Source organism: Arthrobacter sp. Sr24, from assembly GCF_054511175.1.
This window is the reverse complement of the sequence record NZ_JBTNDB010000007.1, coordinates 1-24,374: the sequence shown is the minus strand read 5'-3', so window position 1 is coordinate 24,374 and position 24,374 is coordinate 1. Positions and strand designations below refer to the sequence as shown.

Below are 24,374 nucleotides of genomic sequence, written 5' to 3'. Positions count from 1 at the left end.
CAGCCAAAAAGGGCCCCCAAAGAGCTGCTACTTGGCGGCCATTGGGAGCCCTCTTTTTGAGTGTGCCTTTCAGCGGCGCTTTACTTAGGCCTCTACCTCAAGGACGACGGCGGCGCTTGCGGAAAGTGGCCAAGGCGGCAGCGCCTACCCCGAGAAGGATAAGCCCCATGAGTGTGCGTGCCTCCGCGGATTCTCTCAGTGGCGGCTCGGCCTCGGCTTCTAGTTCCGCGCGAAGTGCCCGGCCGTCACTCAAGAGCTGATATTCCTTGATTTCTTTCTTAGCACTGGCGGCAATATCGCGTGGGGGGAGCTGGAGCTGCGCTTCGGCCTTAATACCAGCCTGAAGTTGACGCACCCGCTCGAGTTCGGCGTCGACCTCGGCACCGAAGAGCAGCATCAGGTTCATGATCCACATCCACAACAGCAAGACGATCATGCCTGCAATGGTGCCGTAGGTCTTGTTGTAGTTGGAGAAGTTGGCTATGTACAGGCCAAAGCCAGCCGACGCCACCACGAGTGCGAAGAGGGCCACGGCTGCGCCAATGCTGATCCAGCGGAATTTTGGTTGACGCACATTGGGCGTGAAGTAGTAAAGGATGGCGATCAGTACCACTGCCAAGATGCCCGCCACGGGCCATTTGGCGATGGACCATACGGTGAGGGTGGCAGATCCGACGCCGAGCACCTCACCCACCGCCTGAGCCACGGGTCCAGAGAGAATGAGCATCAGTGCCATGGTCGCTACCAACAGGACAACAGCAAGCGTCACCAGCAGTAGGGCCGGGCGCAGCTTCCAGACCGGACGGCCTTCGTCAATGCCGTAGATCCGGTTCATGGCCCGGCTGAACGCCCCAACATAACCCGAGGCGGACCACAAGGCTGTGACAATACCGATGATCAGCGTCAAGCCGGCGGCCGGGGAGGTTGTCAGTTGCTCCACAGGTTGGCGGATGGCCGCAACGGTCTCCGGGCCAGCAGCCCGGCTCACCAGATCCAGCAAAAGTGCAGACGTCTCTTCCGCCTGGCCCACCAGGCCCATGATGGAGATCAGTGCCAGAAGTGCAGGGAAGAGGGAAAGTACACCGTAGTAGGTCAGGGATGCGGCCAGATCCGTGCAGCCATCGGCACTGAACTTTGCAATAGCGCGCCGTCCCGCATACTTCCACGATTTGGCCGGAAGTTGGGTTGGGCTATCTGGCTTGCGGCCATCGTCGGGGGATGGGGCGTCTGCTTTGTCTACGGCTGCGCCGGGCATGACGAGGCCCGGCGCGGTGGCCGGGCCTCGGTGGGTTGCTGTCACTTTTTTATAGCTCCTATGCGGAGGTCTTGTTGCGGCCAGTAATGGCACCGTAAATTCCGGCTACCACCAGACCGCCAACGATGGCCAAAATCCAGGACCAGATGTTGAAGAAGCCCATTTCACCCTTGTTGAAGAGGGCATCGCCAATCCAACCGCCCACAATAGCGCCAACAACACCCAAGACGAGGCTAGTGACCCAGCCGCCGCCCACCTTGCCGGGCATGATGGCCTTGACGATTGCCCCGACGATGAGGCCCAAAATAATCCATCCGATGAAACCCATGACATTCTCCTAATAGTGAACTAGTAGTGAAAGTGCTGCTGTTCGTCTGGCCTCCGGTTCACCTAGTTTTGTAAGTGCTCCGGATGGCCCACGCTAGCGAGCCTTGTGCCCCGAGTCCAGCAAGCTGGGGTTAAAGTTTCTATATTCATCTAACAAACGGCAAGATGGAAGCATGCCACATAACGAGTCATCTAGTCCTGCCGCTGCCGAAGCAACGCCGGTATCCCCCTCGGAGAGTACGTCAGCATCAAGCCCAGAGGCCAACCGAGAAACTAACGCAGTTCCTGCTCAGCAGCCGTGGGTGCGGAACTATCAACCGGGCGTTCCCGCGCAGATCCAGCTACCCACTGAATCACTGGTGGAAATGTTTGAGCGTTCCGTGCAGGAAGCAGGAGAGCTCCCCGCGATGGAGTTCTTCGCTCGCCGCACCAGTTACCGTGACTTGGGGGAGCAGGTTGCTCGGGCGGCGGAAGGTTTGCGCAAGCTCGGTGTCCGTGCCGGAGACCGTGTCGCTTTGATTCTGCCGAACTGCCCGCAGCATGTGGTGGCGTTTTATGCCGTGCTGCGTCTCGGTGCTGTGGTGGTTGAACACAACCCGCTGTACACCTCCCGGGAACTGCGCCACCAATTCGAGGACCACCAAGCCCGCGTAGTCATTGCATGGAATAAGGTTGTTCCCTCCGTGCAAGAGTTCCCGGCCGACATTGCTATTGACCGGATTATTTCCGTGGATCTGCTGGCTGAGTTCCCGCTGGTCAAGCGCTTGGCTCTGCAGTTGCCGGTAAAGAAGCTTCGTGAAACGCGGGCCTCCCTGAGTGCCCCAGCGTCCGGCACATTGCCCTGGAAAAAATTGCTCTCCTCAGGAGTCTTGGATGAGGCCCACCCCCGTCCGGGAGTCAACGACCTGGCGGTGATCGGTTACACCTCGGGCACCACTGGCCGTCCCAAGGGTGCCATGTTGACTCACCTGAACCTGTACGCCAACGCCCTCCAAGGCGAGGCGTGGATGCATGGCGCGCAACAGCAAAAGGAAATCCTGTACGCAGTACTGCCCATGTTCCACGCTTTTGGGATGACTTTGTACTTGACCTTCGGTATCCGCAAGCAGGGTCTGCTGGTCTTGTTCCCCAAGTTCGACGCCGATCTGGTGCTGTCTGCGATGAAAAAGTCCCCGGCAACTGTGTACTGCGCCGTGCCGCCGATCTACGAGCGCACAGCCATTGCTGCCAAGGCGAAAGGCGTGTCACTGCGGTCCTGTAAGTTCTGCATTTCCGGGGCCATGAACCTGCCTGAGCATGTGGTGGAGCTGTGGGAATCTGTCTCCGGAGGACTTCTTGTGGAGGGCTATGGCATGACCGAATCCTCTCCCGTTGCATTGGGAAATCCTTTCCATCCGAGCCGGCAGGCGGGCACCATCGGTGTCCCGTTCCCCTCTACTTTGATGAAAGTTGTTGACGTTGACGAGCCTTCCCGTGAGGTGTCGCAAGGCGAAGCTGGTGAGCTGCTGCTGCAGGGTCCGCAGGTGTTCCAGGGCTATTGGAACAACGCTGAGGAAACAGCCAAGACCCTGACTGATGATGGCTGGTTGCGTACCGGTGACATTGTCACGGTCAATCCCGCAGGCTTCACCACCATTGTGGACAGGGCCAAAGAGTTGGTCATCACCGGTGGATTCAACGTCTCGCCGTCGGAAGTGGAAGCGGTGCTGCGCCAGCACCCCGACGTCACCGACGCCGCCGTATTTGGCAAAGTCTCCGACCGCGGTGGGGAGATGGTGGTGGCCGCCGTCCATCTGGAACCCGGCGTGGCGTTGGATGAGACGGCCCTGAGAAACCACTGCAAGGAACTTTTAGCCAGGTACAAGGTTCCCGTCCGGATCGTCGTCATCGATGAGATGCCACGCTCCATGCTGGGCAAGATTCTGCGTAAACAAGTCAAGGAGCAGTCACTGCCGCTGCTGTAGCAGTGGCGGTGGCGGTATGGCAGTGTGGGGGCATCGTCCTGCGGAGCTCCTGACTTGCCCGAATAATCTGTGATGAACCTGATCTGTAGAATCACGCAGTTTCGTGGTTCGGCATTCGTTCCCGTGAAAACGATGATTTGTGGAAGGCACTATGGAAATCGGTGCGTACAGCTTTGGCGACACTCCTTTTAAGGCGGAGGGCTCCAGCGGCATGGCCGGCTCCACCGGTTCCACCGCTGAAGCCATCAGAAACCTGTTTGAGGCAATTGTTCATGCCGACTTTCAGGGCCTTGACTACTTCGGCGTGGGGGAGCACCACACGGTCTCGATGCACGCTTCTTCACCGGGTGCCATGTTGGCTGCCGCGGCAGGCGCCACCAAAAACATCAAACTCGGCAGTGCCGCAAGCATCATCAGCACCGACGATCCCGTTCGGATTTTTCAACAGATGGCCACAGCTGATGCCATCTCTGGCGGCGGGCGCATTGAGATCACCGCCGACCGCGGCTCTTCGGTGGAAACCTTCCCACTCTTTGGCTACGATCTTCGCGACTATGACCAGCTCTAGTCCGAAAAGCTGGAGCTACTCATGGCCATCAATAATGCCGAGACGGAAAGTCTCACTTGGCACGGCAGCGTAAGGCCGGCCATTGAAAACCTGGCCGTCGTCCCGCGGCCAGTCCAAGGGAAGTTGCCGCTGTGGATCGCCACGGGCGGCAGTCCGGCGTCGTCCGCTAGGGCAGGGCAGCTGGGACTGCCGGTCTCCTACGGGATTATTGGTGGTGCGCCGCACAGGTTCGCTTCACTGGCCGAGCTGTACAGACAATCGGCGGCGCAAGCGGGGCATACGGGTTCCGACATCAAGGTCTCGGTGGCCGCTTTGGGATTGGTGGCGCCCACCAAGCAGGAAGCGTTGGACCGGTTCTACCCCGGCTGGCACAACCTGAATGTGGAGATGGGGCGGTTGCGCGGGTGGCCGGCGCCGGATAAGAACGCCTACTTGGCCCAGGCCGATGCCCCGGGTGCCTACTATGTGGGTGACCCTGATGAGGTGGCGCAACGCATTGTTCACCTGCACGGATATATGGGACATATGCGGCACTTCCTGCAGTCCGACATTGGTGGACTGCCCCACGAACATTTCCTGGAATCCATCACGCTACTGGCTACTGAGGTCAAGCCCCGGGTGGAGCGGCTGATGGCAAAAAAATAGCCGCAACGGGCAAGGGCGCCGCAGCGGTGACCTGCCACGTAAGGGGAGGATACGCGGCTTGCCGGGGTGCATGTGTGAAAATGGAAAGCATGCGCCCCATGCAACATTCTTCCAAGTTAGCCAACGTCCGGTACGAACTCCGCGGTCCCATCTTGCATGCGGCCCAAAAAATGGAGGCGGAGGGGCACCGGATCCTGCGCATGAACTTAGGCGACACCGCCCCGTTTGGGTTGGAAGCGCCCGAGTCCATTGTGGTGGATATGATCCATCACCTGCGTGGAGCCCAAGGCTACAGCGATTCCAAGGGCATCTTCTCAGCCCGCACCGCCATCTCGCAGTATTACCAAACACAAGGCTTGATGAGTATTGGTGTGGATGACATATTTGTTGGCAACGGCGTCAGTGAACTCATCTCGATGACCTTGCAAGCGTTTTTGGAAAACGGCGACGAGGTACTCATCCCAGCCCCCGATTATCCACTGTGGACCGCCTCGGTGACCTTGACCGGCGGTGTTCCCGTGCACTATCTGTGCGATGAGGACAATGAGTGGTGGCCTGACATGGCCGATGTTGAGGCCAAGATCACCCCGGCAACCCGGGCCATCGTCATCATCAACCCGAATAATCCCACGGGTGCTGTGTACCCGCGGCACATTCTTCAAAAGTTCGTGGAGCTGGCGCGAAAGCACGATCTGGTGATCTTCTCCGATGAGATTTACGAGAAGATCCTCTACGACGGCCGCAGTCACATCCATATGGCCTCGCTTGCCGACGATATTTGCGTCCTGACCTTCAGTGGCTTGTCCAAGGCCTACCGCATGCCCGGTTACCGTGCCGGTTGGGTGGCACTTTCGGGTCCGCGAGCAGCCATGGCAGGTTTCAAGGAATCGCTGGAGCTCATTGCCTCTTTGCGTTTGTGCTCAAATGTCCCGGCTCAGCACGCCATTCAGACGTCCTTGGGCGGTTACCAGAGCATCAATGACCTCACCAAGCCCGGCGGGCGGCTGCGTGAGCAGCGCGACCGTGCCTCGGAAATGCTCAACGCGCTCCCTGGCGTATCCTGTGTCCCGGCGGCCGGGGCCATGTACTTGTTCGTAAAGCTCGATCAGGACATGTACCCCATTGAATCGGATGAGAAGTTCGTGATTGATCTGCTCCAGGACCAAAAGATTCTGGTGAGCCACGGCACAGCATTCCACTGGCCCACCCCCGATCATTTCCGGTTTGTGCTCCTTCCCTCGGTCACCGATATTGAAGAAGCCATTCGGCGCATCAGCTCCTTCCTGGCTGTTTATCGCAGCAAGGCCGCGCTGGTTAGGTAGCCAGCGGCGCTTTGTGGGAATAGTTTCTGAAGCAGCTCGGTTCTCCAAGTAGATACAAACGTATATTTATTTGATTGGATGAATCTGATGACTCCCAGTACTTCTCAACCCCGGCAGATCGAGCTGGGTTTGGACACGTTTGGTGACATTACCCTGGATGCCAACGGTGCACCCAAGCACGCCGCGCACGTGATCCGCGACGTCGTCGAAGAGGCCGTGCTGGCCGACAAGCTGGGCCTTGACTATTTTGGGGTAGGCGAACATCACCGCGATGACTACGCTATTTCCTCCCCGGATATGGTGCTCTCTGCCATCGCGGGGCAGACGCGGCAGATCCGCCTCGGGTCCGCCGTCACTGTGCTCAGCTCCGATGACCCCATCCGTGTCTTCCAGCGTTTTTCAACGCTCGACGCCGTTTCTTCCGGCCGCGCTGAAGTCACACTGGGCAGGGGGTCCTTCACCGAGTCCTTCCCACTGTTTGGCTTTGACCTCGCCAACTACGAGGAACTCTTCGAAGAGAAGCTGGAATTGTTCAACGAGTTGCGCAAGGAAGGGCCCGTGAGCTGGAGCGGCAACTTCCGCCCGGACATGCATAGCCAAATGGTGTACCCCCACACCGAATCGGGTGCTCTTAAGACGTGGGTTGCCGTCGGTGGTAGCCCGCAGTCAGTGGTGCGTGCAGCGCACTATGGCATGCCGCTGATGCTGGCCATCATTGGTGGGGAGCCGGCACAGTTCACCCCGTTCGCCGAGCTCTACCACCGTGCGCTGAAGGAATTTGGCCAGCCCGAACAGCCCATCGGAGTGCACTCCCCGGGCCACATTGCTGAAACCGATCAGCAAGCCATGGACGAGCTTTGGCCGCATTACGCAGCAGCGCATGGCCGCATTGGCCGCGATCGTGGCTGGCCGCCGCTGAGCCGGGCCGAATTTGATGCTACCGCCGGTCCCAAGGGGGCGCTCATGGTGGGCTCGCCCGAGACTGTCGCTAAAAAGATCACCACAGTGGCCACGTCTTTGGGGCTGTCGCGCTTTGACCTGAAGTACAGCCACGGCACGCTCCCTCACGAAGCCATGATGAAGAGCATTGAGCTCTACGCCACCGAAGTTGCTCCGCGGGTGCGTGAAAACCTCAGCTAGGGCTAGGGCTAGGGCTAGGGCAGGGTCAGGGCTGGGCTAGGCCGGAGGCCACTTAGCGCTGAGTAGTCCTGAACGAAATTCTGCATGAGGTCCCGAAGAAAATTCTGGGTAAGAGGTGAGGTTCTGCGCGATGTGCGTGCTGGATCTCACCTCTTCGGTGTTTATGGTGCGTAGAACCGGCTTAAAATCATCGGTGACAGCATGAGCGGAGTCAACGTGATCAAGAAAACACTCCTCGCTCGGTGGGCAGAAGGCTGTGCTGCGTCTATGGTGCTGCTGCGGCGTAGTGACGGTGCCGTGACGGCTGCGGGTCGCAGCTAACCCTTGAATCCGCCGCAGGGGTTAACCCCTTGTTCACTTTCCGTTAACCTGATGAGGGGGTACTGGACACTTAAGAGCCAAAATCGTCGTAGGATCGTAGCTGTTGGGTTCGCCATCATTGCCGCACGTCATGGGCGTTGGCAATAGTTTCCGACTTCAGAATTTCGCCTTCACGCTTACGCCCTCTCAAGATTGGACCGCGGGTGGATCTCACCTTCATGGTCGTGCTAGTCATAGCATTGGCCCTCTTCTTTGACTTTACGAATGGCTTTCACGACACAGCCAACGCTATGGCAACCCCCATTGCCACAGGCGCCATCAAACCCAAGACAGCTGTTGCTCTTGCTGCAATCTTGAACTTGGTGGGCGCTTTCCTCTCCACGGAGGTGGCCAAGACCATTTCCGGTGGCATCATCAATGAAGGCGGGCCCAACGGCGTCGCTATCACCCCGGAAATGATCTTTGCCGGACTGATGGGTGCGGTGCTCTGGAACTTGCTGACCTGGTTGATGGGCCTGCCTTCGAGCTCTTCCCATGCCCTCTTCGGTGGGCTGATCGGTGCGGCCATCGTAGGCACCTGGTCACTGGGTGCCGTGAACTTCATGGTGGTGGTCTCCAAAGTGCTGCTGCCTGCCATTCTGGCGCCGACCATTGCCGGACTGGTGGCATTACTGTGCACCAAGCTCGCCTACGGCATCACTCGTCGCCATGATCCGGACTCTGGTGACAAACTCACCCAGAAGCGTGGCGGTTTCCGTCGCGGCCAGGTCTTTAGCTCCTCGCTCGTTGCGCTTGCGCACGGTACGAACGACGCGCAGAAGACCATGGGTGTCATTACCTTGGTCTTGGTCGCTTCCGGCATGCAGCAGGCCGGCACAGGCCCGCACTTCTGGGTCATAGCTACCTGTGCTATCGCCATTGCGGCAGGCACATACGCCGGTGGTTGGCGGATCATTCGAACACTGGGGTCCGGCCTCACCGACGTCAAGCCCGCGCAGGGTTTCGCCGCAGAAACCAGCACCGCCGCAGCCATTTTGGCCTCCAGCCACCTTGGCTTCGCGCTGTCCACCACTCACGTCGCTTCCGGGTCCGTGATTGGCTCTGGTCTAGGCCGTAAGGGTTCCACCGTGCGGTGGGGCGCGATCGGCAAGATTGGTATCGCTTGGCTTTTGACGCTGCCGGCCGCCGGACTTATTGGTGGCCTGGCCGCCCTGTTGATCCGCACCGGAACCGTTGGCCTGATCATCGTGGCCGTATTGGGTCTGGCCGCTATCTTGACCATGTTCGTCATTTCACAGCGTGAGGTGGTAGACCACAGCAACGCCATCAGCGACGTCGACGCCGTGGGAGAGGCAATGCACATTCCCAGCAAGAAAGAACGTGAGCGTTTGGCCGCCAAGGCCCTTGCTGCTCAGAAGGTGGCCGACAAGGCCGCCAGGCGTGCTGCGGAAACCGCGGCTGCCCGCACCATCGCCCAGACAGCACTAGACCGCGCCGACACGGCTGTACTAAAGGCCATGACCAAGGCGGCTCTCGACGCGAAGGCTCCGAAGCCCGCAGCCCAGGCCAAAGCTGCCCAGGCCAAATCAGCGCAGCCCAAATCAGCGCAACCCAAGCCCGTCAAGGAAAACCCGGCCGCGGATATGCAAGCTAGGGCGCCGCAGCCTGAAGTGCAGCAGGCTGAAGTGCCGCGGGATCTTGCTGCAGTTGACAATGGGGCCCAGGATAACGGTACGGAGGACAACAAGTGATTGACTGGTTTGGATTTGTCACAGTAGGCCTGACAACCCTTGTTGGTGCCGGATTTGTGGTCACCATGTATTCCTTGGGTGTCCGGTTCACGGCAGTCAGCGGCGATGACGACGGACGCAACAACCATGCAGCCAAGTGGGGCTCCTACATTTGCTTTGGCTTCTGCGTGCTGGCTGTTCTGGCCGGGATCGTCTTGATCGTGCCGGCTCTGAGCGAGATCGCGGAAACCATTATCGGCAACATTTTCTAGGTTTTTTGCCTTCGTCAACGCACGACGCCGGGCACTCACCTTTTCGCTTCAGCGGAAGGTAAGTGCCCGGCGTCGGACGTTTAAGGACGGGCTAGGACGCCAGAATCATGTTGGTGATCCGGCAGGTTGAGAGGCGTTGGCCGGCCTCATTAGTCATGACTACCTCGTGAGTTGTCAGGGTACGGCCCAGATGGATCGGAGTGGCTGTGCCGGTGACCAGCCCGCTGGAAGCGCCCCGGTGGTGTGTGGCATTGATCTCAATGCCTACTACGCTGGAGTTTGGTCCGGCGTGAAAAAATGCGGCAAAGGAGCCTAGCGTTTCGGCTAAAACCACGTGTGCGCCACCGTGGAGTAGGCCCGTCACCTGGGTGTTTCCTTCCACTGGCATGGTGGCCACCATGGAATCGGCCCCCATGTGGGTGAAGACGATCCCCATCTTTGTGACCAGCGCCCCTACGCCATGTTCTCCTAACGAAGCGTGAAATTCTGGGGGGATACCTGCGGCGAGGAGTTCTTCGGTCATGGGGTGCGGCGTGAATTTATTGCTCATGATGACTAGGCTGACACTTGTGAGTGAATCTGCCAAAACGGCCCCCCTGTCCACTGTTGCACCGAAATCGGCCTTAGCGCCCGCCGCCGGCCTCCCTGGCGCTGAAACGCCGCGCCTTCTGGTCATTGATGGCCACTCCATGGCCTTCCGCGCTTTTTATGCTCTGCCGCCGGAAAATTTTGCCACCGACACCGGCCAGCACACCAATGCCGTGCACGGATTCACCTCCATGCTGCTGACCATGATTCGTCAGCAAAAGCCCACGCACGTCGTGGTTGCCTTCGACTTGGACACACCCACGTTCCGTTCACTGGAATACACCGAGTACAAGGGCGGCCGGAACAAGACGCCGGAGGAGTTCTACGGGCAGATCGATCTGATCATCAAGGTCATGGCGGCCATGCGCATCCCCACCATTTCGGTGGATGGTTTCGAAGCCGATGACATCATCGCGACTCTGTCTACGCAGGGCGAGGAGGCTGGCTGGGACGTTCTAGTGGTCTCCGGTGACCGTGACGCGTTCCAGCTCATCACCGAAAAGGTGCTAGTCCTCTACCCGAAGAAGGGCATCTCAGACATTCCACCCATGGATGCGGATGCCGTTGAGGCCAAATACTTGGTGCCGCCCAACCGCTACTCCGATCTTGCTGCCCTCGTGGGAGAATCGGCTGACAACTTGCCCGGCGTTCCCGGTGTGGGCCCCAAGACGGCGGCCAAGTGGCTCAAGCTCTACGGAGATCTCGATGGCGTCCTTGAAAACGTAGACGCCATTGGCGGCAAGGTGGGGGAGTCGCTGCGCGCCCACGTTGAGGATGTCAAGCGCAACCGCCGCCTGAACCACCTGCTGCGGGACATGGAACTGCCGGTCGCCATCACCGATACCGTGCTTCAGGCCCCGGACCGCGAAGCTGTCGAGGAGCTCTTTGACGCGCTGCAGTTCAACACTCTGCGCAAGCGTCTCTTTGACATGTTTGGCGAAGAAGAAACGGTCGACGCCGGAGAAGCTCACCAAGTCCCTGCCCACCAAGTGCTCACCGAAGCCGCTGAGCTCAAGACGTGGCTCGCTGCTGCTGGCGGTTCGGCTATGGCCGTTGAGGTGCTCAGCGAAAAAGTTGGACTAGCCCACGAAGCTGTCGGGGTGGCGCTGGTACGTGCCGAATCCGCCGTCGTGGTTGATTTGGCTGCTGCTGATGCGGCGCTGGAATCTGAGCTGGCTGCATGGTTGGCTTCGGATGCACCGAAGATAATTCACGAGTACAAGGAAGCGTTCAAAGCACTCTCGCTGCGCGGACTTGCTGTGGCTGGCGTGGTCGATGACACCTCCCTCTCGGGCTACCTCATCCAGCCGGACCGCCGCAGCTACGAGTTGGCTGAGCTGAGCCAGGTGCACCTGAAAGTTTCCTTCGACGCAGCTGCGACCGAGTCCGGGCAACTGGATTTGGGGCTGGAAGGGGATTCCACCTTCGCCGATGCCGTCCAGCGTGGCTACGTGGCACTGCTTCTGAGCGAGCATTTTGCGCCCCTGCTGGTGGAGCGTGGCGCCGAACGCTTGTTGCACGAGTTGGAACTGCCGCTGGCAGGAATCTTGGCCACCATGGAATTGACCGGCATTGATATCTCCCAGGAACGTCTGGCCACACTGCTCGCAGACTTCACCGCGGCCATGAATGCCGCTCAAGAGGCCGCCTTCGCCGCCATTGGGCATGAGGTTAATCTGGGCTCGCCCAAACAGCTACAGCAGGTGCTCTTTGAGGAGTTGGGTCTGCCCAAGACGAAGAAGATCAAGACCGGATACACCACCGATGCTGCTTCTTTGAAGATGTTGTTGGAAAAGACCGGCCATGAGTTCTTAGCCCAGCTGATGGCCCACCGCGAAGCATCGAAGCTGAAGCAGATGGTGGAAACCCTCAAGAAATCTGTTGCACAGGATGGCCGCATTCACACCACGTATGCCCAGAATGTTGCCGCGACGGGCCGTTTGTCCTCCATCAACCCCAACCTGCAGAACATTCCGATCCGCACCGAAGAGGGCCGCCGGGTTCGTGACATCTTCGTGGTCAGCGAAGGCTACGAATGCCTACTGGCGGCGGATTACTCGCAAATTGAAATGCGGATCATGGCGCACCTTTCCGAAGATGCCGGCCTGATTGAGGCCTATGCCCTTGGTGAAGACCTGCACCGTTACGTGGGTTCACATGTGTTTGGTGTGGCCCCGGAAGAGGTCACCTCAGCCATGCGTTCCAAGGTCAAGGCCATGTCTTATGGTTTGGCTTATGGGCTCACCAGCTTTGGCCTGTCCAAGCAGCTGGAAATTTCGGTGGATGAGGCCCGTACTTTGGTCAAGGACTACTTTGACCGCTTTGGTGGGGTTCGCGACTACCTGCGTGGTGTGGTGGAACAGGCTCGCATTGACGGCTACACCTCCACCATTGAGGGCCGCCGCCGCTACCTGCCGGACCTAGCTAGCACCGACCGTCAGCTGCGTGAACTCGCTGAGCGTGTGGCGCTGAACTCACCCATTCAGGGTTCGGCAGCTGACATCATCAAGGCCGCCATGCTCGGTGTAGATGCTGCCTTGCGGAAGCAGGAGCTGAAATCACGGATGCTGCTGCAGGTCCACGATGAATTGATCCTTGAAATTTGGCCGGGGGAGCTTGAGGTGGTCAAGGCTCTGGTCATCGAACAGATGGGTGCCGCGGCAGAACTGAAGGTGCCCCTGGAAGTCCAGGTAGGCGTGGGCGCCAGCTGGAACGACGCCGGGCACTAACCATCCCAGCCCCACCCACCACTGACACCTCAGCCATCCGCACAACTTTTCCACCAGGAGCCACCATGAGCACTGCCAGCGAGAAGTCCACCCGTCAACAGCGGTCCTTTCCCTATGAGCTGCGTTCGTTCCCGGTGCGTTTTGAGAACGGGGAAGTTCCCGCCGAAGTGGGCTATTGGATCGAAGCAGTGGCTTTGGGTTTCTATGGGGCACCCCCTGCCCCGGAGCTGAATGAGCAACTGGTGACGGCGGAGCAAGTGGACGGGCGCATGGTCATCGGCGCCTATTTGAGTGACTCTGTGGCGCCGGTAGGTGCGTGGGGTGTGCACTATCCGGTGGCAACGTACGCCTACCACCGTAAGACTCTCAACGTGGGTGCGGGGACGTTACTTCCGGTCCACCAGATTACTGCCGTGACGGTGCGCCCCAGCCACCGCCGTCGAGGGTTACTCCGGGCAATGATGAGCTCAGACCTCGCTCAGGCCAAAGCCGCGGGGATACCCATCGCAGCGCTGACGGCGTCGGAGGCCACCATCTATGGGCGGTTCGGGTTCGGGGTGGCCACGCATGAATGCTCGGTGGAAGTTGCTGTCAAGGGTGGCCTGGCATTCCACAACCCTGCCGCGGCACGGCAGGGCCGCGTGGAAGTGGCCGATCCCAAGGTCATCCTCGAGGTGCACAATGAGGTCTTCGCCAAGGTCCACGCATCAACGTACGGGTCCATTGGGCGCCAAGACATCTACCGATTCATGGCGGCGGGTCAGGGCAGCTACGAGTCCATGGAGCCGGTCAAGAAGATTCGGGCCGCCTTGCATTACAACTCCGCTGGTGAGGTGGATGGCTACGTCACGTACACCCCCAACGAGGGTAAGAGCCGCTCTACGGTGGAAATTGTTGACCTGCTGGCCGCCACCGAGGAGGCTTATCTGGCCCTGTGGAACTATTTAGGTTCCTTGGACTTGATCGATGCCATCACTTGGGACAGGGCGCCGCTGGTTGATCCGCTGGAATGGGCCATTGCCGCCCAGCGGGACTACCAGCGTTCCAAGACTGAAGATCTGCTGTGGCTGCGCATTCTCGACGTCCCAGCTGTTCTGGCAGCGCGGCACTACGAGCACGACGGACGCATCACCATCCATGTAGGTGACCAGTTGGGGCATGCCTCGGGGTTGTTCCGCATAGAGGTCGACGGCGGCCGGGCTACGGTGACGCGGTTGGCGGAGACGGTCACGGGAAGCGAGAGTCAGGTCCCCGCAGCTGGTCAAGCCGCTGTGGAGGAGTCAGTGGATGAGTCACCTGAGCTGAGTCTTGGCGTCGCTGAACTCTCGAGCTTGTATCTTGGCGGTGTTTCGGCTCGGACTCTCAGTGCCGCCGGGCGCCTCCAAGAGTACAAGGCTGGGGCTGTGGATCGCTTCGATGCCTTGTTCAGCCCAACGAGTACGCCGCACTGCCTGACTCACTTCTAAGATGGTCCGTCTACGATCATCTTGGCGCCTCGCTATGACAAGCACCACACAGCCAACTGGAGCCGCGCGTACACTCCAGCAAAAAGCATGTCCCACGGGGATCTACCCAGCGCAGAACGCCCCACAGCGGCGGCCCAAATCAGCATAACGGCAAGTAATATCTACGTATTCGGCCCCAAAATGAGAAGCGCCGAGTTCTCCATCCTTGACATTAAGGCAAGCAACCAGCGAACTTTTGCGCTCCCTGCTCCAACCAACTAGACTAAATAGGCATGTCATGCGTGAAGTAGGCCGGAGAACCCGGCATATTCCACCCGAGGCGTGCAATCACGATCCGCAGGAACCCCTGCAACCCTAATAATTTTCGGACCCGATCCGGCATGGACGCGATACCTCGCGGCCTAGCCCCGGGTTCGTCGAAACCAACTATCCACATCGGAGCCCCTACTACATGACCATCACGACCCCCGAGAAGACTAGTACTCCTGTTGTTGCTATCAACGACATTGGTACGGCTGAAGAATTCCTCGCCGCAGTAGATGCAACCATCAAGTACTTCAACGACGGCGACCTCGTCGAAGGTGTTGTTGTCAAGGTTGACCGCGACGAAGTTCTGCTCGACATCGGTTACAAGACCGAAGGTGTCATCCCCTCCCGCGAGCTGTCCATCAAGCACGACGTTGATCCCGGTGACGTTGTCGCCGTTGGCGATCAGGTCGAAGCCTTGGTCCTCACGAAGGAAGATAAAGAAGGCCGCCTGATTCTCTCCAAGAAGCGCGCTCAGTACGAGCGTGCCTGGGGCGACATCGAGAAGGTCAAGGAAGAAGATGGTGTCGTTACCGGTACCGTCATCGAGGTGGTCAAGGGTGGTCTTATCCTCGACATCGGCCTGCGCGGCTTCTTGCCCGCATCGCTGGTCGAGATGCGCCGTGTGCGCGACCTGGCTCCCTACATCGGTCAGCAGATCGAAGCCAAGATCATCGAGCTGGACAAGAACCGCAACAACGTTGTTCTGTCCCGCCGTGCCTGGCTCGAGCAGACCCAGTCCGAGGTTCGCTCCACGTTCCTCAACAAGCTGGAAAAGGGCCAGGTTCGTCCCGGTGTTGTTTCCTCCATCGTCAACTTCGGTGCATTCGTGGACCTTGGCGGCGTAGACGGCCTCGTTCACGTTTCCGAGCTGTCCTGGAAGCACATCGACCACCCGTCCGAGGTTGTCGAAGTTGGCCAGGAAGTCACCGTCGAGGTTCTCGAAGTGGATCTGGACCGCGAGCGTGTATCGCTGTCGCTCAAGGCTACGCAGGAAGACCCGTGGCAGACCTTCGCCCGCACCCACGCCCTCGGGCAGGTTGTACCGGGTAAGGTCACCAAGCTGGTTCCGTTCGGTGCGTTCGTTCGCGTTGAAGACGGCATCGAAGGCCTGGTTCACATCTCCGAGCTGGCAGTCCGCCACGTTGAGCTGGCCGAGCAGGTTGTCTCCGTTGGTGACGAACTGTTCGTCAAGGTCATCGACATCGACCTGGAACGCCGCCGCATCTCGCTGTCCCTTAAGCAGGCCAACGAAGGTGTCGACGTCGACTCCACCGAGTTCGATCCCGCACTCTACGGCATGGTTGCCGAGTACGACGAAGAGGGCAACTACAAGTACCCGGAGGGCTTCGATTCCGAGTCCAACGAGTGGCTTGAAGGCTACGAGTCCCAGCGCTCCGTCTGGGAGCAGCAGTACGCTGACGCTCAGGCTCGCTGGGAGTCACACAAGAAGCAGGTTGCCGAGCACGCCGCAGAAGATGCAGCTGCTGACAACGCCGGTGAAGGTGGCGAGTCCGCAGGGACTTCCTACTCCTCCGAGCCTGCTGCCGCCGAAACCGGTGCCGGTACCTTGGCATCGGATGAAGCACTTGCTGCTCTGCGCGAAAAGCTGACCGGAAACTAATTTCGGCTTCAGCTAGTACGCCCATGAAAATGTGGTGTTACTAATGTGAGTGAGGGTCCCCGCCATTGGCGGGGACCCTCGCCTGCTTAACGAATAATGCGTACCAAGTGGATGTGTCCTTTGCCATTCATTGGGCAACGGCTAGGCTGGTGGCGACATTGTCAGTGCCCACTGGATATGATCAATAGAACACACCATCATCCAGGGGAAGACAGTACATGACATCGAACTATCCGGGCGGGCCTGAACATAACCAGGCCCCCTATACTCCGCCGTCCACTGGACACGTCACCCCAGGTTATTTCAGTCCGGCTACTCCGCCGCCTTCCTTTGAAACGGTCCCGGTTCAAGAACCGGCGGCAGAATCGTTTCAGCAGCAAGGACAGCACCAGTACGCTCAAGGGTTCCTGTCCTCCCAGCGCGGGAACGTGACTGGACCTGTTGCAGCCCTCAAGAGCTATCTTGGACAGTACGCTGGCTTCAGCGGACGCTCCACTCGCAGCCAATTCTGGTGGGTTCAGCTGTTCCACGTCGTCTTATTCATGCTGGTCATGGGTCTGATCGTGGCAACGGATGATTCAGGAGCTTCTGCTCTCGCCGGATTCATCGCCGTGATTTACGCGCTCTTCGCTTTGGCGCTGGTGGTGCCGTCGCTGGCGTTGTCCGTCCGAAGGCTTCATGACGCCAATATGAGTGGCGGATTCCTAGCTCTAGGCCTGATTCCTTATGTGGGTGGAATGGTCCTCTGGATTCTGGCTTGCCTTCCCAGCAGCCCCCAAGGTGCCCGTTTCGACAAGATGGCGTATCAGCTCCCGTCCAGCCAGCCGCAGGGCAACTATCCGCAGCAAGGCCGCTAGCGGTCATCACCCCACAGCCATTTGGGTCCGTCACCTTGGGTGGCGGGCCCAAAGTGGTTAATGGTTAGCCCAGAATTGTGTCGACCCAGTCAGTTCCGGCTGCCGTCAGCACGCATCGGCCCGCGGTAAGCGCGGCGAGGCGTTCCACGGCGGCGGTGATGACCTGCTCGTCGTCGGCCATGGCCAGACCAAGATGAGTGTCGGCGCCGTCGTATGTGTTGCCGGTCATGAGGTAACCGGAGCTGCGCAGATCATTCTCCAGCCGCCCGGCCTGCGCATGCGGCACGGCGATGGTGAATAACTTCAGCCGCTCCCTGCGAACCAGCGGGACCATATCCATCGCCGTGCTGACCGATTCCGAATAGGCACGCACCAGCCCTCCAGCGCCGAGGAGAATGCCACCAAAATAACGTACGACGACGGCGCATACGTCACTGAGGTTGGCGGCGGCTGAGGTGTTGCTCCCGTTGCTGGACGGAGCGGGGAACTCCCGCTTGATGAGCGCGTCTAGCATGGGGATCCCCGCGGTGCCGGATGGTTCGCCGTCGTCGTTCGAGCGCTGGATGCCGCGGTCAGCGCCGATGACAAAGGCGGAGCAGTGGTGCCTGGCGTCGTAGAATTCCTTGCGTAATTCAGCAACCAACTCGCGGGCGGTAGATTCTTCCTCAACGCGCCGTAGAACCGTGATGAAGCGGGATCTTTTGATAGAAATTTCGTGCCGAAAGTCAGGGCCGGAGGCCAGCGTTGTGTAGCTGTTGGGGCCAGCTGAGGCTAGAGGAAGTGTCACTTGCCGATCCTATCCAACGGAGGAGGCAATGCTGGTGTCCGGCTGGCTTTGCCGGGGAAACCGTCTGGTGGCCTGCTCGATAGTATGGGGGAATGCTCTCACTAGGTCTCACCGGTGGTATCGCGGCCGGCAAATCTCTGCTCTCTACCCGTTTCCGCGAGTTGGGAGCCATTGTCATTGACGCCGACCAGCTTGCCCGCGACGTGGTGGCCCCCGGCACCGTTGGACTGGCCGCCGTCGTGGATCACTTTGGTGCGGAGGTTTTGCTGCCAGACGGCTCGCTGAATCGAGCCGCTCTTGGGGTCCGAGTTTTCTCCAATAAGGCGGAGCTCGCTGCGCTCAATGCCATCACCCACCCGCTGGTGCGTGCGGCGGCTGCTGCGTTGCATGCCGACGCCGGTCCTGACGCCATTGTGGTTCAAGACATCCCGCTGCTGGTGGAGTCGGGGCAAGGACCTAACTTTCACCTCGTGGTGGTGGCGCAGGCTCCCTCGGAATTGCGAATTGAGCGGATGATCCGGGACCGCGGAATGTCCCGAGAGGATGCTCTGGCCCGTATGGCCGCTCAGGCTACCGACGAAGAGCGTGCGGCCGTGGCGGATGTGGTGATTGTCAATGACGGGAGCCGGGATGAGGTCATCGCCGTTCTGGATGGATTGTGGCATGAACGGCTATTGCCCTTTGCGTTGAATTTGGCGGCGGGGCGGGCTCACGGGGGAACCTCTGATGATGACGCGGCAGGGACGGCCAGGCTTTTGGCTCGTTTGAAGCATGCGGTGGGGGAGTCTGCTGTCATCCTCGCCTTGCGTCCCGACGCTGCTGGTCCGGCATTCCGCGTGGAGGCCGCGGACGGGGTTTCCCCCGGCACGGTTCTTGAGGCGTTGGCTGGGGCCGGATACTTTCCCGTGGCAGATGCCATTGGTGACGCAACGATATTGGCCTCCGCCGATCCCGGGCAGCCTGCCAGGATTTCCTTCGAGGCCTAGAGTTGCTCAAAGATCAGGGTTGTCTGGGTACTGACAGAGGCTTGGTTGCTGCCAAGGTTGAGGGCAACGAAGTCACGCAGGTGCGCTGTGCTGGCGCAGGCAAGCTGTAGAAGGAGATCGCACTCGCCACCCAGCACAAACACACTGATAGTCTACGGAAAATCACCGTTCGTTCGGGCAAGCTCCAGCATGGTCTTTCGGGCGAGAGCATGGACGTTAATGGAGATCATGGCCCCGACGTCTAGGCCTAGGCTGCTGAGATTGATGCCGGCATGGAATCCGTGAATGATGCCCGCAACGCACAAGGCCCGGACCCTGTTGAGGCAGGTAGAGGGAGCTAAGACGGCCCGCTGTGCAAGCAGAATGGCCAATCTCTCTTGTTCTGAGTAGGTGATTATTCTACGGTGTGGGGAGTTGGTGCGGCACCCAGATTGCCGACCGAATCCACAGGAACACAGAATCCAAGGGAGCCCAGATGACTTTGCATGGTACCGCCGCCCGTACCGAACGTAGTGATTGCGTCGCCGCGGATGCGAGGGATTCTCTGGCCGCTTTCAGGGAGCGGTTTATCCTGCCCCAAGGTGTCATCTATCTGGACGGCAATTCCTTGGGGCCGCGTCCGGTAGGAGCTCTGGAACGAGTCCAAGAAGTGGTCACACAAGAATGGGGCGTTGGCCTGATCCGCAGCTGGAACACCGCCGGATGGTTTGATCTTCCGCGGCGCCTAGGTGATAAATTTGCCCGACTTGTGGGTGGTGGCCAAGGGCAGACGGTAGTAACTGATACAACGAGTTATCGTGACCGAGCGCGACAATTTTCCCTCTGACGTCTAGATTGCCGAAGGGATTGCCGACTTCCTGAACTCCATGAGTCATGAAGCCGGTGTGCGCTACGAGGTACGGCTGATTGACGATGAGTTTCCGCTAAGCGAGGCCCTCGATGAGTCGACGGCCGTCCTTGCGCTTTCGCACGTTAGTTACAGGACCGGGGCCATGCGGGACATGGCAGAGGTGACTGCCCAAGCTCACGCCGTTGGTGCCCTGGCTGTTTGGGATCTGGCGCATGCCGCCGGAGCTGTTCCGCTGGACCTTGTTGGAGCTGATGCAGACTAAGCGGTGGGGTGTACCTATAAGTACCTCAATGGTGGGCCGGGGTCTCCGGCATTCATTTGGGTCAACTCGCGGCATCAAAATCGTTTCTGGCAGCCATTGGCTGGCTGGTGGTCGCACGCGAATCCCTTCGCGATGGCAGATTCCTATTCGCCGGCTCAGGACATCAATCGATTTCTCTGTGGCACTCAGCCAATCTCAGCGATGGCCATGGCTGAAACGGGGCTGGACATCATGCTCGACGTCGATGCGGCCGCACTCCGGGCGAAATCTCTTGCAATGACAGTTTTGTTCATCACGCTCGTTGAACAGCGTTGCAGAGGACATCCGCTAGAACTCATCACGCCCGGTGATCACACGCAGAGGGGGAGTCACGTCAGCTTCCGTCACCCAGAAGGCTACGCAGTGATGAGCGCATTAATTGCCCGCGGTGTCATTGGAGACTACCGGGCGCCAGAGGTGTTGCGCTTCGGTATCACTCCGCTATACCTCGGCTTCGCAGGGATTTGGGACGCGGTGGGAATTCTCCGAGAGATTCTGGATACGCGCTCGTGGGATGTCCCGGAATCTAAATAGCGCAAGGCTGTCACCTGATCCAGAGAGAATCCACAGCAGTATGGCCCGCACCAATTGGTGCGGGCCATACTCATACTCGGCTATTTAGTAGCCAGAGAGCGACTGACTACTCACCTCTTAGAAAACGATTTAGGAGGCGGGGCAGGGAACAGGCTGACCGCTGATAGTGACAGTATCGGAACCGTCGGAGCAAAGTTCCACTATTTGCTGGCTAAGGTCAGTGAAGTAGGCGATGAGGGCGATGCCACCAATGATGGAGGCTACTAGGACTACGGCGCTGATGATGATGGCCACCAATGCCAAGGTGTTCTTGTGGCCTGCCTTCTTGGACTTCACCTTTGCGACGATTCCCAAGATCAAACCAACCAAGCTAAAGCCGACGAACGGCAGGATGATGGCGATGATCGCCATCGTCTTGCCGGGGTCAGTGGCTGGTGCGCCGTACTGGCCGGGCTGCTGACCCGGCTGCTGACTGGAGTATGCCGGTGGTTGCGAGGCGTACGGTGCGGACGGCTGCTGGCCGTACGGATTTTCGGGAGTGTTGGAAGACATGGTTTCCTCTCAAGGGAACATTGACGCGTAAAAGTGATGATTTTCCATCTCATTTTTGCATGGATACCACTTAGTCCACCGAATGTTGCATGGTGAGTTGTGCCCATGGTGGAACTTCGATATTGTGCGGCTGGCACCCGGGAGGGGTAGTTTTAACATCATGAGTCTTGCCCAAGAGATCAACCGTGTTGTGGCCCCTTTCGAAGTGATCAGTGAGTTCAAACCTGCTGGCGATCAGCCGGCGGCTATTAAGGAACTGACCGAGCGCATCAACAATGGCGAGAAGGACGTGGTGCTTCTTGGCGCAACGGGAACGGGAAAGTCAGCCACCACGGCGTGGTTGATTGAACAGGTGCAGCGGCCCACCCTTGTACTGGTTCAGAATAAGACCCTTGCCGCCCAGCTCGCCAACGAGTTCCGGGAACTACTGCCCAATAACGCCGTCGAGTATTTCGTGTCCTACTACGATTACTACCAGCCTGAGGCTTACGTGCCTCAGTCGGACACCTTCATTGAGAAGGATTCCTCCGTCAATGAGGAAGTCGAGCGGCTCCGTCACTCAGCAACCAACGCCCTGTTGACCAGGCGAGACGTGATCGTGGTGGCCACGGTTTCCTGCATCTACGGTTTGGGCACGCCCGAAGAGTACGTTGCGGGCATGGTTACACTGACGCGCGGCGACCAAATGAACCGCGATGACCTACTGCGTAAGTTTGTCAGCATGCAGTACACCCGCAATGACATTGACTTCCACCGCGGTACTTTCCGCGTCCGTGGTGACACTGTGGAGATCATCCCCATGTATGAAGAGCAGGCCATTCGGGTTGAGTTCTTCGGTGACGAGATCGAAAATATTTACACGCTCCACCCACTGACGGGGGAGATTATCCGTGAAGAAAACGAAATGTACGTCTTCCCGGCGTCGCACTACGTTGCCGGTCCGGACCGGATGTCCCGTGCGGTAAAACAAATTGAGGACGAGCTCGCGTCCCGCACCAAAGAACTTGAAAGCCAAAACAAGCTCCTCGAAGCCCAGCGACTGCGCATGCGCACCACGTACGATCTGGAAATGATGGAGCAAATGGGCTTTTGCAATGGCATCGAAAACTACTCCAGGCATATTGACGGGCGTGACAAGGGCAGCGCCCCACACTGCCTCATCGACTATTTCCCGGACGATTTCCTGCTGGTCATTGACGAATCCCATGTGACCGTTCCGCAGATTGGCGCCATGTATGAGGGCGATATGTCCCGCAAGCGCACCCTCGTGGACCACGGCTTCCGTCTGCCCTCAGCCATGGACAACCGGCCGCTGAAGTGGGATGAGTTCCTCGAGCGCATCGGACAGACGGTGTACCTCTCGGCCACCCCGGGCAAATATGAGTTAGGCATGTCGGACGGCTATGTGCAGCAGATCATTCGTCCCACAGGGCTGATTGACCCTGAGATCATAGTTAAGCCTTCACAAGACCAGATCAACGATCTGCTCGGCGAGATCCGCAAGCGGACGGCCAAGAACGAACGTATTCTTGTCACCACCCTGACCAAACGGATGTCCGAGGACCTCACCGACTATCTACTCGGCAACGGCATTAAGGTCCAGTACCTGCATTCCGACGTCGATACTCTGCGGCGTGTGGAGTTATTGCGCGAACTTCGCATGGGTGTCTTCGACGTGTTGGTGGGAATCAACCTGCTCCGTGAGGGTCTCGACCTTCCGGAAGTGTCCTTGGTTAGCATCCTCGACGCCGACAAGGAAGGATTCCTGCGCTCCTCGACGTCGCTGATTCAGACCATCGGCCGAGCCGCACGAAACGTCTCAGGCGAGGTCCACATGTACGCGGACCGGATCACAGCTTCCATGCAGTTCGCGATTGACGAGACTAATCGGCGTCGAGAAATCCAGGTTAGTTACAACAAGAAGCACGGCATTGACCCGCAGCCGCTTCGCAAGAAGATTGCGGACATCACGGACCAGTTGGCTCGGGAAGACGCGGACACCGCAGCGCTCCTGGAAGAAGCGCGGCTCAAGCGGGAGACCGGCGGCAAGGCAGGGAAGAAGAAGGGCTCTGCAGTTACCTCCCGCCCTGCCAAGGAATTGGTGGAGCTAATCGAGGAACTCACTGCCCAGATGCACGGTGCTGCTGCCGATCTCCACTTCGAACTGGCCGCTCGGCTTCGCGATGAAGTGGGGGACCTGAAGAAGGAACTCCGCCAGATGCGAGAAGCCGGCCACGACTAAAGCGGAGACATTGGTTCGAATCTGATAGGCCTTCGCGTTTTGAAGGGCCAAGAGCCCAGATTTACTGGTTTCAAAGCAGTGGCGAGGCGGGTATCTGCCTCGCCACTGCGTGTTTAATGGCCAGTGTTTTTAGAAAGCGGGGGTCATGGGTTCGAATCCCATAGGAGGCCCATTGGTGGTCGGTAGTTGTCTACACTGCTCATAGTGAGGTGTGTCAAGGATCTGGGACAGTTGGTTAGTTTCTTTTGGGTTAGGCAGCGAGGGGTTGTTGCTGGTTTTGGGTGGTGAAGTTGGCCATGGCTGTTGCCGGCGGTAGACCGTCATTGTGGGTGTGCGGTCTCCACCGGTTGTAGAAGACCTCGATGTATCGCATGGTGGCCCGTCTGGCGTCTTGGCGGGTGTCAAAGCTGTAGTGGTGGTAGAACTCGTTCTTCAGGGACGAGAAAACTGACTCGGCCACGGCATTATCCCAACACACGCCCTTGGCTCCCATGGATTGGCGGATGCTGTTGCCAGCGCACCAGGATCCAAGTTCTCGAGAGGTGTATTGCACCCCGTGATCGCTGTGAAAAATTGCTCCGGTTCGTAGATGTCCGCGGTCTCTGGCCATCGTCAGCGCGCTGACACAGAGCGAAGCACGCATGTGATCGGCCATTGCCCAGCCAACGATCATGCGGGTGCATAGATCGATGACGGTGGCCAGGTACAGCCACCCCTCGCCGGTGCGTAAGTAGGTAATATCTCCGACGAGGCGGGTGCCTGGGGTTGCAGCGGTGAAGTCTCGGCCGATCAAATCCTTGAAGACTTTCTCTGGGTCTGAGGGGATGGTGGTGCGCTTGAAAGCCCGCATTCGTCTGGCTGCCCAGCCATTCTCCGCCATGATCGAGGCCACCGTTCCTGGGGTTAGCCTGAATTAGTGGACACCCGAGTTAGCGGGATTATTGATCCTGCTGAGAGGATGTCAGTGATGTCAGAGAAGAAGAGTCAACGTCGTAGTTTTACGGATGA

General features: G+C 58.9%; 21 protein-coding genes and 2 pseudogenes. 15 read left to right on the top strand and 8 right to left on the bottom strand.

The window, feature by feature from the left end:
- Positions 1–97: 97 nt before the first annotated feature.
- Together ACX80D_RS06720 and ACX80D_RS06715 are read right to left on the bottom strand one after the other, a co-directional pair.
- Positions 98–1,300 carry a YihY/virulence factor BrkB family protein gene (locus ACX80D_RS06720; protein ID WP_459321875.1) on the bottom strand — a complete coding sequence of 401 codons (1,203 nt, stop codon included), beginning with the start codon at positions 1,298–1,300 and terminating at the stop codon, positions 98–100.
- A 13-nt stretch (positions 1,301–1,313) separates the two neighbouring features.
- Complete coding sequence (locus tag ACX80D_RS06715; protein WP_459321874.1) at positions 1,314–1,583, bottom strand: GlsB/YeaQ/YmgE family stress response membrane protein; 270 nt, start codon at positions 1,581–1,583, stop codon at positions 1,314–1,316.
- Between the two features lie 172 nt (positions 1,584–1,755).
- Between ACX80D_RS06715 and ACX80D_RS06710 the strand changes: the two genes are divergently transcribed.
- From ACX80D_RS06710 to ACX80D_RS06685, 6 genes and pseudogenes are all read left to right on the top strand, one after another.
- Positions 1,756–3,546, top strand: coding sequence for a long-chain-fatty-acid--CoA ligase (locus ACX80D_RS06710; protein ID WP_459321873.1), 1,791 nt, complete (start codon positions 1,756–1,758; stop codon positions 3,544–3,546).
- Positions 3,547–3,697: 151 nt separating this feature from the next.
- Positions 3,698–4,759, top strand: a pseudogene (locus tag ACX80D_RS06705) (LLM class flavin-dependent oxidoreductase).
- An 89-nt stretch (positions 4,760–4,848) separates the two neighbouring features.
- Complete coding sequence (locus ACX80D_RS06700) at positions 4,849–6,081, top strand: pyridoxal phosphate-dependent aminotransferase (RefSeq protein ID WP_459321872.1); 1,233 nt, start codon at positions 4,849–4,851, stop codon at positions 6,079–6,081.
- An 87-nt stretch (positions 6,082–6,168) separates the two neighbouring features.
- Positions 6,169–7,221, top strand: a complete 1,053-nt coding sequence (locus ACX80D_RS06695) for an LLM class flavin-dependent oxidoreductase (RefSeq protein ID WP_459321871.1) — start codon at positions 6,169–6,171, stop codon at positions 7,219–7,221.
- A gap of 524 nt (positions 7,222–7,745) precedes the next feature.
- Positions 7,746–8,945, top strand: a pseudogene (locus ACX80D_RS06690) (inorganic phosphate transporter); the annotation flags it as partial.
- A 344-nt stretch (positions 8,946–9,289) separates the two neighbouring features.
- On the top strand, positions 9,290–9,544 hold the full coding sequence (locus ACX80D_RS06685) for a hypothetical protein (protein WP_459321870.1): 255 nt from the start codon (positions 9,290–9,292) through the stop codon (positions 9,542–9,544).
- Between the two features lie 91 nt (positions 9,545–9,635).
- On the opposite strand, the gene ACX80D_RS06680 is transcribed toward ACX80D_RS06685, so the two are convergent.
- Positions 9,636–10,094: a hotdog fold thioesterase gene (locus ACX80D_RS06680; RefSeq protein ID WP_459321869.1), complete on the bottom strand. Its 459-nt coding sequence runs from the start codon at positions 10,092–10,094 to the stop codon at positions 9,636–9,638.
- Between the two features lie 139 nt (positions 10,095–10,233).
- Between ACX80D_RS06680 and polA the strand changes: the two genes are divergently transcribed.
- The 4 genes from polA (at position 10,234) to ACX80D_RS06660 (ending at position 17,114) form a co-directional block, all read left to right on the top strand.
- Entirely contained in the window at positions 10,234–12,861 is a 2,628-nt protein-coding gene (gene polA, locus ACX80D_RS06675) for a DNA polymerase I (RefSeq protein WP_459321985.1), read from the top strand.
- A gap of 65 nt (positions 12,862–12,926) precedes the next feature.
- Complete coding sequence (locus ACX80D_RS06670) at positions 12,927–14,327, top strand: GNAT family N-acetyltransferase (protein WP_459321868.1); 1,401 nt, start codon at positions 12,927–12,929, stop codon at positions 14,325–14,327.
- 451 nt (positions 14,328–14,778) lie between these two features.
- A complete protein-coding gene (rpsA, locus tag ACX80D_RS06665) occupies positions 14,779–16,257 on the top strand; it encodes a 30S ribosomal protein S1 (RefSeq protein ID WP_459321867.1) in 1,479 nt (492 codons plus the stop codon).
- Positions 16,258–16,475: 218 nt separating this feature from the next.
- Positions 16,476–17,114, top strand: a complete 639-nt coding sequence (locus tag ACX80D_RS06660) for a DUF805 domain-containing protein (RefSeq protein WP_459321866.1) — start codon at positions 16,476–16,478, stop codon at positions 17,112–17,114.
- A gap of 64 nt (positions 17,115–17,178) precedes the next feature.
- On the opposite strand, the gene ACX80D_RS06655 is transcribed toward ACX80D_RS06660, so the two are convergent.
- Positions 17,179–17,901, bottom strand: coding sequence for an IMPACT family protein (locus ACX80D_RS06655; RefSeq protein WP_459321865.1), 723 nt, complete (start codon positions 17,899–17,901; stop codon positions 17,179–17,181).
- Positions 17,902–17,993: 92 nt separating this feature from the next.
- Here ACX80D_RS06655 and coaE point away from each other — a divergent pair, with 92 nt between their 5' ends.
- Positions 17,994–18,887, top strand: a complete 894-nt coding sequence (gene coaE / locus ACX80D_RS06650) for a dephospho-CoA kinase (RefSeq protein WP_459321864.1) — start codon at positions 17,994–17,996, stop codon at positions 18,885–18,887.
- Here the strand turns inward: coaE and ACX80D_RS06645 are convergent.
- Both ACX80D_RS06645 and ACX80D_RS06640 read right to left on the bottom strand, forming a co-directional pair.
- A complete protein-coding gene (locus ACX80D_RS06645; protein WP_459321863.1) occupies positions 18,884–19,030 on the bottom strand; it encodes an Lrp/AsnC ligand binding domain-containing protein in 147 nt (48 codons plus the stop codon). The genes coaE and ACX80D_RS06645 overlap by 4 nt on opposite strands.
- A gap of 9 nt (positions 19,031–19,039) precedes the next feature.
- A complete protein-coding gene (locus tag ACX80D_RS06640; protein ID WP_459321862.1) occupies positions 19,040–19,258 on the bottom strand; it encodes a hypothetical protein in 219 nt (72 codons plus the stop codon).
- Positions 19,259–19,362: 104 nt separating this feature from the next.
- Between ACX80D_RS06640 and ACX80D_RS06635 the strand changes: the two genes are divergently transcribed.
- From ACX80D_RS06635 to ACX80D_RS06625, 3 genes are all read left to right on the top strand, one after another.
- Entirely contained in the window at positions 19,363–19,713 is a 351-nt protein-coding gene (locus ACX80D_RS06635; protein ID WP_459321861.1) for a hypothetical protein, read from the top strand.
- Between the two features lie 40 nt (positions 19,714–19,753).
- A complete protein-coding gene (locus tag ACX80D_RS06630) occupies positions 19,754–19,999 on the top strand; it encodes an aminotransferase class V-fold PLP-dependent enzyme (RefSeq protein WP_459321860.1) in 246 nt (81 codons plus the stop codon).
- 132 nt (positions 20,000–20,131) lie between these two features.
- Entirely contained in the window at positions 20,132–20,572 is a 441-nt protein-coding gene (locus tag ACX80D_RS06625) for a kynureninase/PvdN C-terminal domain-containing protein (RefSeq protein WP_459321859.1), read from the top strand.
- A 129-nt stretch (positions 20,573–20,701) separates the two neighbouring features.
- Here ACX80D_RS06625 and ACX80D_RS06620 read toward each other — a convergent pair whose 3' ends face one another.
- Positions 20,702–21,124: a DUF4190 domain-containing protein gene (locus tag ACX80D_RS06620; RefSeq protein WP_459321858.1), complete on the bottom strand. Its 423-nt coding sequence runs from the start codon at positions 21,122–21,124 to the stop codon at positions 20,702–20,704.
- 160 nt (positions 21,125–21,284) lie between these two features.
- Between ACX80D_RS06620 and uvrB the strand changes: the two genes are divergently transcribed.
- Positions 21,285–23,366, top strand: coding sequence for an excinuclease ABC subunit UvrB (gene uvrB / locus ACX80D_RS06615; RefSeq protein ID WP_459321857.1), 2,082 nt, complete (start codon positions 21,285–21,287; stop codon positions 23,364–23,366).
- A gap of 250 nt (positions 23,367–23,616) precedes the next feature.
- On the opposite strand, the gene ACX80D_RS06610 is transcribed toward uvrB, so the two are convergent.
- The gene (locus ACX80D_RS06610) at positions 23,617–24,258 is read right to left on the bottom strand and encodes an IS3 family transposase (RefSeq protein ID WP_459321856.1); all 642 of its coding nucleotides are present in this window, start codon (positions 24,256–24,258) and stop codon (positions 23,617–23,619) included.
- Positions 24,259–24,374 lie beyond the last annotated feature (116 nt).